Annotated in this window: 13 protein-coding genes; 4 read left to right on the top strand and 9 right to left on the bottom strand. The window is 68.4% G+C overall.

Going from position 1 to position 15,366, the window contains the following annotated elements; all coding sequences use genetic code 11:
- Window positions 1-6: 6 nt before the first annotated feature.
- The 5 genes from J2W22_RS18570 to J2W22_RS18550 all read right to left on the bottom strand — a co-directional run bounded on the left by J2W22_RS18570 (window position 7) and on the right by J2W22_RS18550 (window position 3,911).
- Window positions 7-840 carry a TIGR00266 family protein gene (locus J2W22_RS18570; protein WP_307119766.1) on the bottom strand — a complete coding sequence of 278 codons (834 nt, stop codon included), beginning with the start codon at window positions 838-840 and terminating at the stop codon, window positions 7-9.
- Window positions 841-870: 30 nt separating this feature from the next.
- A complete protein-coding gene (locus J2W22_RS18565) occupies window positions 871-1,416 on the bottom strand; it encodes a GNAT family N-acetyltransferase (protein ID WP_307119765.1) in 546 nt (181 codons plus the stop codon).
- Window positions 1,413-2,204 carry a LysR family transcriptional regulator gene (locus J2W22_RS18560; RefSeq protein WP_307119764.1) on the bottom strand — a complete coding sequence of 264 codons (792 nt, stop codon included), beginning with the start codon at window positions 2,202-2,204 and terminating at the stop codon, window positions 1,413-1,415. Before J2W22_RS18560 ends, J2W22_RS18565 begins: the two co-directional genes overlap by 4 nt.
- Before the next feature lie 100 nt (window positions 2,205-2,304).
- Window positions 2,305-2,703: a Co2+/Mg2+ efflux protein ApaG gene (gene apaG / locus J2W22_RS18555; protein WP_307119763.1), complete on the bottom strand. Its 399-nt coding sequence runs from the start codon at window positions 2,701-2,703 to the stop codon at window positions 2,305-2,307.
- Complete coding sequence (locus J2W22_RS18550) at window positions 2,703-3,911, bottom strand: trans-sulfuration enzyme family protein (protein ID WP_307119762.1); 1,209 nt, start codon at window positions 3,909-3,911, stop codon at window positions 2,703-2,705. Before J2W22_RS18550 ends, apaG begins: the two co-directional genes overlap by 1 nt.
- 237 nt (window positions 3,912-4,148) lie before the next feature.
- Between J2W22_RS18550 and J2W22_RS18545 the strand changes: the two genes are divergently transcribed.
- Window positions 4,149-5,447 (top strand): glycosyltransferase family 39 protein, encoded by a 1,299-nt coding sequence (locus J2W22_RS18545; protein ID WP_307119761.1) that lies wholly within the window; start codon window positions 4,149-4,151, stop codon window positions 5,445-5,447.
- Between the two features lie 136 nt (window positions 5,448-5,583).
- Here the strand turns inward: J2W22_RS18545 and J2W22_RS18540 are convergent, their stop codons facing one another.
- Genes J2W22_RS18540 through J2W22_RS18525 form a run of 4 tightly spaced genes read right to left on the bottom strand, consistent with a single transcriptional unit; the run spans window position 5,584 to window position 9,304 of the window.
- Window positions 5,584-6,687: a glycosyltransferase gene (locus J2W22_RS18540; protein WP_373423000.1), complete on the bottom strand. Its 1,104-nt coding sequence runs from the start codon at window positions 6,685-6,687 to the stop codon at window positions 5,584-5,586.
- Window positions 6,684-7,736: a 3-isopropylmalate dehydrogenase gene (leuB, locus tag J2W22_RS18535; RefSeq protein ID WP_307119760.1), complete on the bottom strand. Its 1,053-nt coding sequence runs from the start codon at window positions 7,734-7,736 to the stop codon at window positions 6,684-6,686. Before leuB ends, J2W22_RS18540 begins: the two co-directional genes overlap by 4 nt.
- 48 nt (window positions 7,737-7,784) lie before the next feature.
- Window positions 7,785-8,516 carry a DNA repair protein RecO gene (gene recO, locus J2W22_RS18530; RefSeq protein WP_307119759.1) on the bottom strand — a complete coding sequence of 244 codons (732 nt, stop codon included), beginning with the start codon at window positions 8,514-8,516 and terminating at the stop codon, window positions 7,785-7,787.
- Between the two features lie 38 nt (window positions 8,517-8,554).
- Window positions 8,555-9,304: a class I SAM-dependent methyltransferase gene (locus J2W22_RS18525; protein WP_307119758.1), complete on the bottom strand. Its 750-nt coding sequence runs from the start codon at window positions 9,302-9,304 to the stop codon at window positions 8,555-8,557.
- Between the two features lie 199 nt (window positions 9,305-9,503).
- On the opposite strand from J2W22_RS18525, the gene uvrC reads away from it, so the two are divergent.
- The 3 genes from uvrC to J2W22_RS18510 all read left to right on the top strand — a co-directional run bounded on the left by uvrC (window position 9,504) and on the right by J2W22_RS18510 (window position 15,366).
- Window positions 9,504-11,426, top strand: a complete 1,923-nt coding sequence (gene uvrC / locus J2W22_RS18520; RefSeq protein ID WP_307119757.1) for an excinuclease ABC subunit UvrC — start codon at window positions 9,504-9,506, stop codon at window positions 11,424-11,426.
- A 104-nt stretch (window positions 11,427-11,530) separates the two neighbouring features.
- Complete coding sequence (locus J2W22_RS18515; RefSeq protein WP_307119756.1) at window positions 11,531-14,320, top strand: DUF3857 domain-containing protein; 2,790 nt, start codon at window positions 11,531-11,533, stop codon at window positions 14,318-14,320.
- 89 nt (window positions 14,321-14,409) lie between these two features.
- Window positions 14,410-15,366 carry a polysaccharide deacetylase gene (locus tag J2W22_RS18510; protein WP_307119755.1) on the top strand — a complete coding sequence of 319 codons (957 nt, stop codon included), beginning with the start codon at window positions 14,410-14,412 and terminating at the stop codon, window positions 15,364-15,366.

Below are 15,366 nucleotides of genomic sequence, written 5' to 3'. Positions count from 1 at the left end.
TCCGCCTCAGTTGTTGCCCCCGATGAAATTGCCCAGCCCGCCGAGCACCGAGCCCTCGCCGCGATTCTGCCCGCCATAGGACGAGGCCGCCGCCATCATCCGCCCGGCAAGGCGCGAGAAGGGCAGCGACTGGATCCACACCTTGCCCGGCCCGCGCAGCCGGGCGAAGAACAGCCCCTCGCCGCCGAAGAACACGCTGCGCACCCCGCCCGCGGTGACCAGGTCGAACTCGACCGACGGGGTATAGGCGGCAAGGCAACCGGTATCGACGTGCAGCTCCTCGCCCGGGGCAAGTTCGCGCTCCACGACCATGCCGCCGAACTGAACGAACACCCAGCCATCGCCTTCGAGCTTCTGCATGATGAAGCCCTCGCCGCCGAACAGGCCGGTCATAACCCGGCGCTGGAAGGCGATGCCCATCGACACGCCCTTGGCGGCGCAGAGGAACGCGTCCTTCTGGCAGATCAACGTGCCGCCGACGCTGTCGAGCTTGAGCGGCACGATCGCACCCGGCACCGGCGCCGCGAAGGCCACGCGCGCCTTGCCCGAGCCGTTATGGGTGAAGACCGTGGTGAACAGGCTCTCGCCGGTCACCAGCCGCTTGCCCGCGCCGAGCAGCGCACCCATGAAGCCGCCGCCCTGCTGGCCGCTGCCGTCGCCGAACACGGTGGTCATCCCCACCGCCGCGTCCTTCCACACCAGCGCGCCCGCCTCGGCCACCGCGCTTTCGCCGGGATCGAGCTCGATCTCGACGAACTGGAGCTCCTGCCCCTTGATCTCGAAATCGATGTCGTCGGAGATGCCGGCGTTTCGGCTGTGGGTCCATGGGCTCTGCGGCATGTTCGGTGCACTCCTGTTGCGGAGCGGACCCTAGCTTCTCCAGTCGGACGGCAGCAAGCCGTAGAGCGCAGTGTCGCGCACCCCGATATGGGTTTCCCATTCGGCGCGCAGCACCCCCTCGAGCCTGAAGCCCAGCCGCTCGAGCAGCCCGCGCGACGCTCGGTTGTCCGGATCGGTATCGGCGAAGACGCGGCGCTGCCCTTCGGCGAAGAGCCGGTCGATCACCGCGCTGACCGCCTCGGCGGCGATGCCGCCGCCCCAATGCGCCCGGGCGAGCATATAGCCGATCTCGGACACGCCGCCCTGCCGCTTCTCGCCCGCCGCGACGAAGCCGATCGCGCTATCGTCGCCCTTCAGCGTGATCGCCCAGCAGCGCCAGCCCGGCGCCTCGCGGGCGAACTCCGCATGCGTCTGCGCCACATTCTCATGCGGCGGGCCCGACCAGAAATGCATCAGCTCGGGATCGGACAGGCTCGGGAACAGCGCTGCGGCGTCGCCGGGCACGCGCGGACGCAGGCGGAGCCGTCCGGTCTCCAGCACCACCGTCTCGCGCGGCACCGGTCCGGCCGGGTTCACGACGCCAGCGCGTCGACCAGCGACTTCACCTTCTTCTGCCGCCACTGCGGCAGCGGCGCGACCAGCCAATAGCCGAGCTTCGAGCTCTTGGGCTCGCCGACCACGACCACCCGGCCGCTGGCGATGTCGCTGCGCGCAAGCAGCTCGGGCACGGTCGCCCGGCCCAGCCCCTCGGCCGCGGCATCGAGCGCGAGGCCGGCATCGGCGACGCGGACCAGCGATCCGGCATCCTCGGCCATGCAGCCGGGCCAGGAGATGCGCACGTCGATGCTGCCGCCCGGCCGCTCGACCGTGACCATGCCGTCGCTCTCCAGCGCCTCGCCCTCATGCTCGCCCGGGCCCTCGCCCCAGCGGATGGCGAGATCGAGATTGGCCTCGGTGAAGTCGAGCGCGTCGTCGGCGGGCACCAGCACGAAGCGCAGGTCACTGTCGACCCGGGCGATCTCGGCGAGCCGCGGCATCAGCCATTTGGCGGTCAGGTCGCGCGGCGCGGCGATGGTCAGCGACTTGGACGACTGCCCCGCCTGCATCGCCCGCACGCTTTCCTCGAACTGGAGGAAGCCCGCGCGCAGCGCCGACAGGCCGGCCTCGGCCTCGGGCGTCAGCTCCAGCCCCTTGGTGGTGCGGCGGAACAGCACAACGCCCAGCGTGTCCTCGAGCGCGCGAATCTGCTGGCCGACCGCGGCGGGGGTCACCGCCAGCTCGTCCGCGGCGCGGGTGAAGCTCAGATGGCGCGCCGCGGCATCGAGCACGCGCAGGCCGTTGAGGGGGAGATGGGTCCGCTTCATGCGACGTCCGTCATCCCGGCGAAAGCCGGGATCTCGTGCGGCAGGCGCACGGCTCGTGGCCTGAGATCCCGGCTTTCGCCGGGATGACGATAATTTCCGCTCATTCCGCCACCGCCGGCGCGGTCAGCGCGAATTTGGGGATGCCGACGTCGAACGCCGAACCGTCTTCGCCGATCATGTGATAACTGCCCTGCATATTCCCCGTCGGCGTGCTGAGCGGGCAGCCCGAGACATAGTCGAAGCTCGCCCCCGGCGCGATCATCGGCTGCTCGCCGACCACGCCCTCGCCCTCCACCGTATGACGCGCGCCGCGCCCGTCGGTGATGATCCAGTGGCGAGTGAGCAGCTGCACCGTCATCGGCCCGCTATTCTCGATGCGGATGTGATAGGCCCAGAACCAGCGGCCGCGATCGGGCTCGCTCTGCTCGGGCAGATAGCTCACCGACACGCGCACGGTGATCCCGCGCGTTTCCTCCGCATCGGTGAACAATGCGTCCATCACAATCCGGCGGCCCTCAGCGCCTGGTCGAGATCGGCGATCACGTCGTCCGCGTCCTCCAGCCCAACATTGAGCCGCAGCATGCCCTCGGTCACGCCCATCTCCAAGCGCTTCTCTTCGGCGACGCTGGAATGGGTGGTCGAAGCCGGGTGCGTCATCAGCGAACGCGAATCGCCGATATTGTTCGAGATATCGACCAGTTCCAGCGCGTCGAGCAGCGCATGCGCCTGCTTGCGCCCGCCATCGACCTCGAACGAGAAGATCGGCCCGGCGGCCTCCATCTGGCGCATGAACAGATTGTGCTGCGGATGGCTGGGCAGCGCCGGGAAGTTGATCTTCGGCACGCGCTTCTCGAGGAAGCTGCCGACCTTCAGCGCATTCTCGCTCTGGCGGCGGATGCGCAGGTCGAGCGTCTCCATCCCCTTCAGCACCACCCAGGCGTTGAACGGCGACAGCGTCGGGCCGGTGTTGCGGGTGAAGGGCAGAAGCACCTCGTTGATGAACTGCGACGAGCCGGTGACCGCACCGGCGAGCACGCGGCCCTGCCCGTCCATCATCTTGGTCGCCGAATAGGCCACCACGTCCGCGCCGAACTCGAGCGGGCGCTGGAGCGCCGGCGTCGCGAAGGCATTGTCGACCACGGTGGTGATGCCGTGCTTCCGCGCGATCGCGCAGACGGCTTCGAGGTCGACCACGTCCATCGTCGGGTTGGCGGGGGTCTCGAAGAAGAACACCTTGGTGTTCGGGCGGATCGCATCCTCGAACTGCTGCGGGTCGCGCGCATCGACGATCGTGGTCTCGACGCCGAAGCGCGGCAACAGGCTGTCGGTCAGCCAGCGGCACGAGCCGAAGGCGGCGCGGCCCTGGACGATATGGTCGCCGGCGCTCACCTGGCAGAGGATCGCCGCGGTCATCGCCGCCATGCCGGTCGCCATGGTGCGGCAGGCCTCGGCGCCTTCGAGCAGCGCGATCCGCTCCTCGAGCATCTCCACCGTCGGGTTCTGCAGGCGCGAATAGGTCATGCCGACCTGCTCGCCCGCGAACCGCGCGGCGGCGTCGCCGGCGCAGTCATACGCATAGCCGGAGGTGAGGAACATCGCCTCGCTGGTCTCGCCCCATTCGGAACGCGCGGTACCTCCGCGCACGGCCTGGGTGGCGGGTTTCCAGTTGCGGGTGACGCTGCGGTCTTGGCCTGTACGACGCTTCATAGTGCGGGATGCTTTGCGGCGTAGGCGGCGCCCACGTCAACCAAACAAAAAATCCTCCCTCGCGAAGCGGGGGAGGGGGACCACCGGCGAAGCCGGTGGTGGAGGGGGCCTCGCCGCAAGGGAAATCGTGCGCGGCGAGGCCCCCTCCGTCGCGCTGCGCGCGCCACCTCCCCGCTTCGCGAGGGAGAATCTTTTGGGGGCATGACGGCCACGAAACGGTCGGCTATCCCACCCGCCATGTTCGATCGCCTCAAGGCCCTGCGCGACCGTCCCTGGACCGTCGCCCTGCTTCTCGCCGTCATCGCCGAGGCGCTGTTCCTGATCCATCTCGATCAGCCCAGCGTGATCATGTTCGACGAGATCCACTATCTCCCCGCCGCCCAGGCGCTGCTCGACCTGTCGGGCCCGCGCAATGTCGAACATCCGATGCTCGGCAAGGAGCTGATCGCGGCGGGCATGGCGCTGCTCGGCGACAATCCGTTCGGCTGGCGCATCGCCTCGACGATCGCCGGCACCGCCACCGTGCTCGGCGTCTTCGCCTTTCTCTGGCTGCTTACCGGCAGCATGCGCGCAACGCTGGTCGGCGCGCTGCTGACGCTGCTCAACCAGACCGTGTACGTCCAGGCGCGCACCGGCATGCTCGATGTGTTCCTCGGCTGCTTCCTGGTCTGGGCGCTGGTGATGGGCCTGTGGTCGATGAAGAGCGGCGGCCGGCAGGTCTGGTGGCGCTGGCTGGCCGTCGGCGTGCTGCTCGGGATGACCACCGCGGTCAAATGGGCGGGCGTGCCCTATATCGTGCTGGCGGGCCTGGCCTTCCTCGTCATCCGCATCCGCGATGCGCGCCGGGCGAAGAAGCCGGTCCTCGCCGCGCTCTCGGGCAGGGACCAGCCCCACTGGCCCGGCCTGCCCGCGATCCCGGCGCTGCTGGCGATGGGCATGGTCAGCGTGGTGACCTATTTCCTCACCTTCCTCCCCGCCTTCTTCTACGCCACCGATCCGCTGAGCCTGCCCGGCCTGTTCGCCCAGCAGCTCCATATGTGGCAGATGCAGACCCAGATACTGCCGCACCACACCTATCAGTCGAGTTGGTGGAGCTGGCCGCTGATGCTGCGGCCGATCTGGTATTTCTATGAATGGGACCGCGGCGCCCAGCGCGGCGTGCTGCTGATCGGCAATCCGCTGATCATGTGGGGCGGGCTGCTCGCGGTGCTCGCCTGCTATTGGGCATGGGTGAAGGACAAGGCGATCCGGCCGCTCGCCATGGCGCTGCTATGGACGGCCAGCCTGGCGATCTATGTCGTGATCCCCAAGTCGATCGGCTTTTATTATTACTATTACCCGAGCAGCATCTTCCTGTGCATGGCGCTGCCGGTCGCCTTCCTCCACTTCGACAAGGGCCGGAACCGCGGCTGGGAGGAGTGGTTCACCGCGCTCTCGCTGCTGATGTTCGGCTATTTCTATCCGATCCTCTCGGGGGCGCCGCTAACCGACAGCCAGGGCTTCCTCCACTGGATGTGGATCGGCAGCTGGCGGTAGGCCCCAGACCGCCGTCCCACCCATATCGTCATCCTGCGCCCCACACCGTCATCCCGACGAAAGTCGGGATCTCGTGCGGCTCCTTCCCCGCGTCTCCGCCTGAGATCCCGGCTTTCGCCGGGATGACGGCTATTTGTCAGTACCGCCCCCACACGAAGCGCGACGACAGCGCGAAGTTCCAAACCGCCGCCACCGCGATCCCCGCGAGCGCCGCGAAGCGCCAGTCGCCATGCTGGACATTGTGGAGGAACGCCGCGACGCCGACATTCGCCGCCGCGCCGATGCTGCACACCAGGCAGAACGACACCCAGCCGCCGAGCATCGCCTTCGCCCCCTTCAGCCGCTGCTCGCGATAGGTCAGCGCGTTGTTAAGGAAGAAGTTGAAGGTCATCGCCGCCGCGGTGGCGAGGATGGTCGCGCCGACGAACGGCCAGTTCAGCCCGCGGAAGAACAGGCCGAGGATCAGGAAATGCACGCCCGCGCCGAGTGCGCCGATGCCCGAGAACATCACGAAGCGCACCGGAACGACCCGGCCGAACATCCGGTCGTACAGCGCGATCAGATATTCCATCGCCACGACGTAATCGAGCTTGGACTCGCCCAGCGCCCGGGTACGGAACACATAAGGCAGCTCGAGGAACTTCAGCGGCTTGGGCGACGCCGTCATGATGTCGAGCAGGATCTTGAAGCCGATCGCCGACAGCGTCGGCACCAGGTCGCGGACGATCTGGGTGCGCATCGTGAAGAAGCCGCTCATCGGGTCGGACAGGTCCGCCTTGAGCACCCGGCGCGACAGCCTGGTGGCGAAAGCCGACTTGGCCACCCGCTCCCGGTCCCACTCGCCCGTGCCGCCGCCATCGACGAAGCGCGAGCCGATCACCACGTCGAGAGTGGAATCGCCTTCCAGCGCGTCGAGCATCCTGGGCAGCAAGGTCTCGTCATGCTGCAGGTCGCCGTCGATCACCGCCACGAACGGCGCGGCGGTCGCGCACATGCCTTCGATACACGCGCTCGACAGCCCACGCCGGCCGATCCGCTGGATCACCCGCACGCGGGGGTCGCGACGGCCCAGTTCGCGGGCGGCATCCGCCGTCCCGTCCGGGCTGTTGTCGTCGACGAAGATCGCTTCCCAGTTCCGCCCCGCCAGCGCCGCATCGAGCTTCTCGATCAGCAGCGGTACGTTCGCCCGCTCGTTGAACGTCGGGATGACGACCGCAAGCTCGAGCTGGTCCGGAATCACGCGAGCGCCTTGAGCACCGCGTCGCCCATCTCGGTCGTCGACATCGAGCCGCCGAGGTCCGCCGTCCGCGCACCGCCGGCGAGCGCCGCCGCGACGGCCGCCTCGACCTTCAGCGCCGCTTCCTCGTTGCCGAGCGAGTGGCGCAGCAGCATCGCCGCCGACAGGATCGCCGCACACGGGTTCGCCTTGCCGGTGCCGGCAATGTCAGGCGCCGAGCCGTGGATCGGCTCGTACATGCCATTGTCCCCGCTCCACGCGCGCAGCGAGGCCGAGGGCAGCATGCCGATCGAGCCGGCGCACATGCTCGCCTGGTCGGACAGGATGTCGCCGAACAGGTTGCCGGTGACGATCACGTCGAACGCCGACGGCGCGCGCACCAGCTGCATGGCGGCATTGTCGACATACATGTGCGTCAGGTGAACGTCGGGATATTCGGTCGACAGCTCGTTCACGACATCGCGCCACAGCTGCGAGGTCTCGAGCACGTTCGCCTTGTCGACCGAGCACAGCTTCTTCTTGCGGCGCCGGGCCATTTCGAAGCCGACGCGGGCAATACGCTCCACTTCGGCCTCGTTGTAGCTCATGATGTCGAAGCCTTGGCGCAAGCCTTCGGCGTCATGGCGCCGGCCCTTCTCGCCGAAATAGACGTCGCCGACCAGCTCGCGGACGATGACCAGGTCGAGACCCGCCACCACTTCGGGCTTGAGCGGCGAGGCGTCGGCCAGCGCCGGGAACAGCGTCGCCGGGCGGATATTGGCGAACAGGCCGAGCTCGCGGCGGATGCCGAGCAAAGCCGCCTCGGGACGCAGCCGGCGCTCCAGCGCCTCGAAGCGCGGATCGCCGATCGCGCCGAACAGCACGGCATCGGCCTTCTTGGCGAGCGCGAGCGTCTCCTCGGGCAGCGGACGCCCGGTCAGCAGATAGGCTGCGCCCCCGACGGGCGCCTCCTCGAAGTCCAGGCCCAGGGCCAGAGCTTCCAGAACCCGGCGCGCCTCGCGCGTAACCTCAGGCCCGATCCCGTCACCGGGCAGAACAGCAATCAGTGGCAATTCATGCTCCCCACGTCTTCGCTGCCCGCTTTGCCGCTGTTGTGGCCGTCACGCAACAGCGCGCTTCAACCGATCGACCAGCCGGGCACGCGCCGCGAGCAGCTCGGCGCCCTTTCCGATCAGCAGGTCGCGCTCAAGGAAATGGCCGGTGAGCCTGAGCCCGTCGAGGATATCGTCCCATCCGGCCTCTCCGCCCTCGACCAGGAAGCGCGGCAGGCGGAGCAGCCGGTTCTCATAGCCCTCGGCGCCGAGCCGGCTGACCGCGATGCCGCTCTTGGGGCTGACATAGGCGAGGTCGTCGTTGCGACCGGTAGCCGCGCAATGCTCGAGGTCGAGCCCGAAACCCAGCTCGGCGAGCAGGAGCAATTCGTATCGTACCATAGCCACCGCCCACCCCCGCGCCGCCGGCGCCGCCTCGATCGCCGCCAGCACGCCGTCGAGCGCAGTGAACAGCCGCGGATAGGGCAGCCCCTCGGGCAGCGAAAAGGCGGTGAGCGCGGTCGCCCATTGGAAGGCGGCGGCGGGCAGCGCCTCGGAGAACATCGCCGCGCGGCTGTGGAGCAACTCGACCGTCAGCCCCGCCAGCGCATCCTCGGTCCGCGAGCGCCACTCGCCCTGCACCAGGTTCGCCGGCTGGAGCACCGGCCGCAGCGTCCGGCCATGGCCGCCGCGGACATAGCCCGGCTGCACGCCATCCTCCTCGGTGAACGCCCGCACGATCGCCCCATGCTCGCCATGGGCGCGGACGGAGAGGATGATGGCTTCGGCGCGGAGATGCATGGGGCGCTATATAGGCTCCCCGCGCCGGGCTTGGGAATTCAGCCCCGGGGCTTGCGAAACCGGTAGATGAACTGGTCGGTCTTGCCACGGATCTCCGGGGTGAAGACGTTGGCGGTGTGCGGGTCCGCCGGGTTGCGGAGCAGCGGCAGCTCGCCGTCGAACTTGAAGCCGACGGATTCGATCTCCGCACGGGCGGCGGCGGGATCGATGCGGTGGAGCGTCTGCGGCAGGGCGAAGTCCGGATCGGGATTGGCGGCATGGTCGATCACCAGCAGCACCCCGCCCGGCTTGAGCGAATCATAGAGCTTCTGCGCGATCGCCTTGGCGGAACCAGCGGGCCACGCCTTGAGGTGCAGGTCGTGCCAGTTCTGCACCGTCACGATAGCATCGAGCGGGTCGGGAAAGGCGACGCTCTGCAGGCTCTCACTTGACGCCACGACATTTGCGCGGCCCTCCACCGCGGCCTTCTGCTCATCGGCATAGGCAGCCCGGAACTTAATGAACTCCGCGGGCTGATAGGCATAGACCTTGCCCTTGGGCCCGACGATGCCGGCAAGGATGCGCGTCCAATAGCCGCCACCCATGATGAAGTCGGCGACCTCCTGGCCGGGCGCGATGCCGGCAAAGGCGAGAATCTCGCCGGCATGGCGCGACGCGTCGCGGTCCTTGTCCGCCTGCGGACGGCTGGAATCGCCGAGCGCGGCGGTGATCGGCGCAGGGACGGTCTGGGCATGGGCGGCGAGCGGTGCGGCCAGCGCGAGCAGCGCGGCGGAAAGGGCGAGCTTCATGGGGACGACTCTCCTCGGATTATCCGCAGAGCATCGCATCAATTCCCCGCCCCGTCACCCCGGCCTTGTGCCGGGGTCCACCGGGCGGCAGGCGCTGGACAAGAGGTTCGAAAGACTGAACTGGCGGCGGCGTGGACCCCGGCCCAAGGCCGGGGTGACGGGTAGTTTGTGCGGCGCTATGCGCTTACATCAGCGCCACATGTCCGATCCCAATTCGCCCAACCGCTTCAACGAAGAGACCGCCACCTATGCCGTGCGCGGCGCCGATGCGCCCGACCTCGAAGCGGGCGTCGCGGCGATCCGCAACGTGCTGAAGACGCTGCCGGTGCGCCCGGGCGTCTACCGGATGCAGGATGCGCGCGGCGACGTGCTTTACGTGGGCAAGGCACGCGCGCTGAAAAATCGCGTGACCAACTATACCCAGGTGATGCGCCTGTCGAAGCGGCTCCAGCGGATGGTGGCGCAGACCCGGTCGATGACGATCGTCACCACCAACAACGAAGCCGAGGCGCTGCTGCTCGAGGCGCAGCTGATCAAGCGCTTCCGCCCGCCCTATAACGTGCTGCTGCGCGACGATAAGTCGTTCCCGTTCATTCTGCTGCGCCGCGACCATGATTTCGCGCGCATCCAGCTCCACCGCGGCGCGCGCAAGGCGAAGGGCGATTATTTCGGGCCGTTCGCCGGCGCCGGCCAGGTGCGCAAGACGCTCAACGCGCTGCAGAAGCTGTTCCTGCTGCGCAGCTGCACCGACAGCTTCTTCAACACCCGCGACCGGCCGTGCCTGCTCTACCAGATCCGCCGCTGCTCGGCGCCCTGCGTCGATCGCATCACCCCCGATGCCTATGAGGAGCTGGTCGACGACGCGCGCGATTTCCTGATGGGCAAGTCGACAAAGGTACAGGCCAAGCTCGGCGCGCAGATGCAGGCGGCGGCAGAGAATCTCGACTTCGAACTGGCGGCGATCCTGCGCGACCGGCTGAAGGCGCTGACCTTCATCCAGGGCAGCCAGGCCATCAATGCCGAGGGCGTCGGCGATGCCGATATCTTCGCGCTCGCCAACAAGAGCGGCGTGATGGGCATCCAGGCCTTCTTCATCCGTGGCGGCCAGAATTGGGGGCATCGCAGCTTCTTCCCGGCGCACACCAATGACGTGTCAGAAGACGAGGTGCTCGCCGCCTTCCTGATGCAATTCTACGAGGAAGTGCCGCCGCCCCGGACGATCTTCGTCGATCGCAACCTGGAGGAAGCCGCGCTGCTCGCCGAGGCATTGCGGGAACGCGCCGGGCACAAGGTCGCGCTGGGCGTGCCGCAGCGCGGACCGCGCCGCCGGCTGCTCGACCAGGCCAAACGCAATGCCGTCGAGGCGCTCGACCGGCGGCTGGCCGAGGGCACGACCCAGGCCAAGCTGCTCGCCGAAGTCGCCGACCTGTTCGAGCTGCCAGAGCCGCCCGAGCGGATCGAAGTGTACGATAACAGCCACATCCAGGGCACCAATGCGCTCGGCGCGATGGTGGTCGCGGGCCCCGAGGGCTTCCAGAAGAACCAGTATCGCAAGTTCAACATCAAGCGCGCCGAGACCGTGCCGGGCGACGATTACGGCATGATGCGCGAAGTGCTCACCCGCCGTTTCGCTCGCGCGGTGGAGGAGGACCCCGATCGCCAGGGCGGCACCTGGCCGGACCTGGTGCTGCTCGACGGCGGGCGCGGGCAGTTGAATGCCGCGAGGGCGGTGCTTGAGGATCTCGGCATCGAGGATGTCTGCATGGTCGGCGTCGCCAAGGGTCCGCATCACGGGCGCGACGGGCGCGAGGTGTTCCACCTGATGGACGGGCGCGAGCTGATGCTGCCGGTCAATTCGCCCCTTCTCTTCTACCTCCAGCGGCTACGCGACGAAGTGCATCGGTTTGCCATTGGCGCGCACCGCGAGAAGCGGGCCAAGGCGATCGGGGCGAGCCCGCTCGACGAGGTGCCCGGCATCGGCCCGGCCCGCAAAAAGGCGCTGCTGATGCATTTCGGCACGGCGCGGGCGGTGCGCGCGGCAAGCCTGGAGGACCTGCAAAAGGCACCGGGGGTGAGCGCGGGTGTCGCGCAGCAGGTCTATGATTATTTCCACGCGCGCTGAGCTGGAAACACTAAAGCACCATTTCTGCACAGATAATCCCCATCTCCTCGCTTGTGGCGGCATGGCGGGGCGCTAGATTTCCCGCCAAATTCGGGGGATCCTCTTTGCGTATCATTCTGCCGTCCGTCGCGCTCGCCCTGCTGGCGGGCACTGCCCATGCCGGCGACCAGCCGCTGTACAAGCCCGCGCCCGACTGGGTGCAGCCGGTCCCCGCGCTCGACATCAAGACGGTGACCGCCGACGATCCCATCTTCCTGCGCGTCGACCAGCAGCAGCGGCTGCAGGGCGACGAAGTGTGGGCCTATGCCGACATGATGCTCAACATCTCCTCGCCGGAAGTGCTGACCCAGGCGGGCACGCTGCAATTCCCCTGGGAGCCGACCGGCGGCGACCTGATCGTCCATAGCGTCGAGATTCTGCGCGGCGGCGAGACGATCGACGTGCTCAAGGCGGGGCAGAAATTCACCGTGCTGCGCCGCGAGCAGATGCTCGAGCGCGCGCAGATGAACGGGCTGCTCACCGCGACCATGGCGGTGGAGGGGCTGCGCGTCGGCGACGTGCTGCGCGTCGTCGTCTCGACCGTGCGGCGCGATCCGGCGCTGGGCGGCCGCCTGCAGACGATCGCGCCGCTGGTCGCCGCGCCGGCGCCGGTCAAATATGCCCATCTCCGGGTGATCTGGCCCGAGGCGCTGAAGATGAACTTCAAGGCCCAGTATCTGCCCGACACCTTCGTGCCGGTGAGCCATGGCGGGTTCCGCGAGATCGGCGTGAACATGCCGCTTCCCGAGCCGGCGGACATGCCGGGCGACGCGCCCCTGCGCTTCCGCCCGCTGCCGGTGTTCGAGGCGACGACCTTCGCGAACTGGGAGGAAGTCTCGCGGACGATGGCGCCGCTCTACCAGACCGACGGTGCGATCGCGCCCGACGGGCCGATCGCCGCCGAAGTGGCGAAGATCGCGGCGGCTTCCAGCGATCCACGCACCCGGGCGGCGATGGCGCTGCAGCTGGTGCAGGAGCAGGTCCGCTATCTCTATCGCGGCATGGACGGCGGCAATTACGTGCCCCAGACCCCGGCACAGACCTGGACGCTGCGCTATGGCGACTGCAAGGCGAAGACGCTGCTGCTGACCGCGATGCTGCGCGCGCTGGGGATCGAGGCGGAGCCGGCGCTGGTCAACGCGACGCTGGGCGACAATGTGCCGAACCGGATACCCGCCCCGGCGGCGTTCGACCATGTGATCGTCCGCGCGACGATCGGCGGCCAGGTGCTGTGGCTCGACGGCACCCAGTTGGGCAGCCGCCAGGCCGATCTCGACGACGTGCCGCCCTTCCATAACGCGCTGCCGCTGCGTCCGGCCGGGGCCGGGCTCGAGAAGATGCCGCTGCGCGCCAACAGCCGGCCCGATGCCTCGGTCGATGTCGAGCTGGACGGGCGCGCCGGGGTCAACCTGCCCGCCCCCTTCACGCTGCGTGCCGAGCTGCGCGGAGCGAGCGCGATGACGCTGCGCCTCTCCAACCAGATGGGCAAGGAGAAGGCCGCCGACATGGCGGACCTCACCGTCGGCCAATATGTCGCCAACGCCCAGGTCAGCGAGCGCAACGTCCGCTATGACGAGGCGAGCGGCACGACGATCCTCACCGCCTCGGGCATTGCCTCGCCGGGCTGGTCGAAGGAGGATGGCCGCTACCGGCTGGACCTCGATACCGCGGTGAACAGCGTCGAATTCGCCCCCGATCGCAGCAAGCCCGAATGGGCGGCGATCCCGGTGAGCAGCGGCGACCCGGGCAGCACGCGGATCCGCACCCGCATCCGCCTGCCCGGTGGCGGCGCCGGCTTCGTGCTCGAAGGCGACCAGACCCTGCCCGCCAGCCTGGCCGGGGCGGCGCTGAGCCGCAACGTCCAGCTCGCCGGCGAATGGGTCACCGTCGAGGACCGCGCGACCACCGGCGTGCGCGAGATCGCGCCGGCCGACATTCCCGCGGTGCGCGCGCAGGTCGATGCGGCCAAGCTGCGGCTGCTCAAGCTCGACGCGCCCGAGAACACCCCGCCCTATTGGAAGCTGATCGCGCCGGCGCGAGCGGGCAAGCTGCTCGATCCGGTGCTGGCGGTCTATGCCAAGCGCATCGCCGCCAAGCCGAACGAAGTGGAGGGCTATTCGGCCCGCGCAAGCTTCCTCGAGGGCATCTATGACCGCAAGGCGGCACTCGTCGACATCGACAAGGTGATCGCGCTGGCGCCGACCGCCGACAATTATCTGTGGCGCGCGCGAGTGCGCATCGCGCTGGGCGACGACGTCAAGGCGCTGGAGGACATGAAGAAGGCGCGCACGCTCGAGCCAGGCTCGGCAACGGCGCTGGACGGCTATGCCCGGCTGCGCGCCGATCATGGCGGCGCCGACGAGGCGCTGGCGCTGGTCGCCGAGCGGCTCAAGACCGCCGGCAAGGACAAGAACGACCTGCTGATGCTCCAGTCGAGCCTGCTCGGCGATGCCGGCAAGACGACCGAGGCGGTGGCGGCGATCGACGGGGCGATCAAGGCGACGCCGGGCAACCCCTCGCTGCTCAACCAGCGCTGCTGGATCAAGGGCACGCTCAACGTCGCGCTCGATACCGCGCTCAAGGACTGCACCAAGGCGATCGAGCTGAGCGACTCCTCGGCGTCGATCCTCGACAGCCGCGGGCTGGTCTATTTCCGGCTGGGCCGGATGGACGACGCGCTGGCCGATTTCGACGCGGCGCTCGATCAGGTACCGGGCATGGCGGCAAGCCTGTTCATGCGCGGGGTGGTCAAGACGAAGAGCGGCGTGCCCGATGCCGCGGACGATCTCGCCGCCGCCCGGATGATCTCGCCGCGCATCGACGAGGATTATGCGAAATACGGGATCAAGCCGTAACGCCCGGAGCGTCACCCCTGTGCAAGCGGGGGTGACGATATCGAGGCGCCATTCGCCTTTTCTTCACGCCCCTGCTTTAAGGGGGCAGCATGGCTACCCGGGTCTTCATCACGATCGACACCGAGATCATGTGGCGGCACCATGTCGCCGGTCTCGATGTCGAGACGATCGTCCAGCGCTCGCTGGAGCCCGCCAATGTGGGCGTCGGCTGGCAGCTCGAGCAGTTGGCCCGGCACGGGCTCAAGGCCTGTTTCTTCGTCGATCCGATGCCGGCCCTGGTCTATGGCCTCGACCCGATCAAGCGGGTGGTCGGCGCGATCCTCGAGGCCGGGCAGGAAGTGCAGCTGCACCTCCACCCCAACTGGACCGGGGCGCATGCGGACGACAAGGGCGCGACGTACGGCGCCTTCGAGCTGATCGACTACAGCTTCGACGAGCAGGTCGAGCTGCTGGCCGGCGCCTCCGACATGCTGGTCGCCTGCGGAGCGCCTGAGCCGATCGCCTTCCGCTCCGGATCCTATTCGGCGAGCGACGACACGCTGGGCGCGCTGGCGCAGCTCGGCTTCGAATATGACTCCAGCCACAACGGCTCCGAGCATCCCTGGCCGAGCGCGATCAACCTGGAGCCGCGCCAGATCGCGCCCGTCGCGCATCGCGGGCTGATCGAAGTGCCGGTGACGCTGATCGAGGATCGCGCGGGGCATCTGCGCCATTTCCAGATCTGCGCGCTCTCGGCCGGCGAGATGCGCGCCGCGCTCGACCATGCCGTGGTGCGCAACCATTCGGCCGTGACGATCGTCAGCCACGGCTTCGAGCTTGCAAATCGCGCCGGGACGCGGCCTAACGCCGTGCACGTACGGCGCTTCCACGCGCTGTGCCGCATGTTGGCCAGCCGCCGGGGGGTGTTGGTGACCGAACATTTCGCAGACCGGCCGAAGATGCCGCTCGGGCAGGACGATGCGCCGCTGGGGCCGAGCCTGCTCCGCACGCGCTGGCGCCAGGCCGAGCAGCTCTGGTCGAACCTGGTCGAGGAGCGCGCCGCGTGA

Origin of the sequence: Sphingomonas kyeonggiensis (genome assembly GCF_030812785.1) — a bacterium.
GTDB lineage: Bacteria > Pseudomonadota > Alphaproteobacteria > Sphingomonadales > Sphingomonadaceae > Sphingomonas > Sphingomonas kyeonggiensis_B.
Note: the sequence above shows the minus strand (reverse complement) of the source record. Positions and strands in the feature narration are given on the sequence as shown.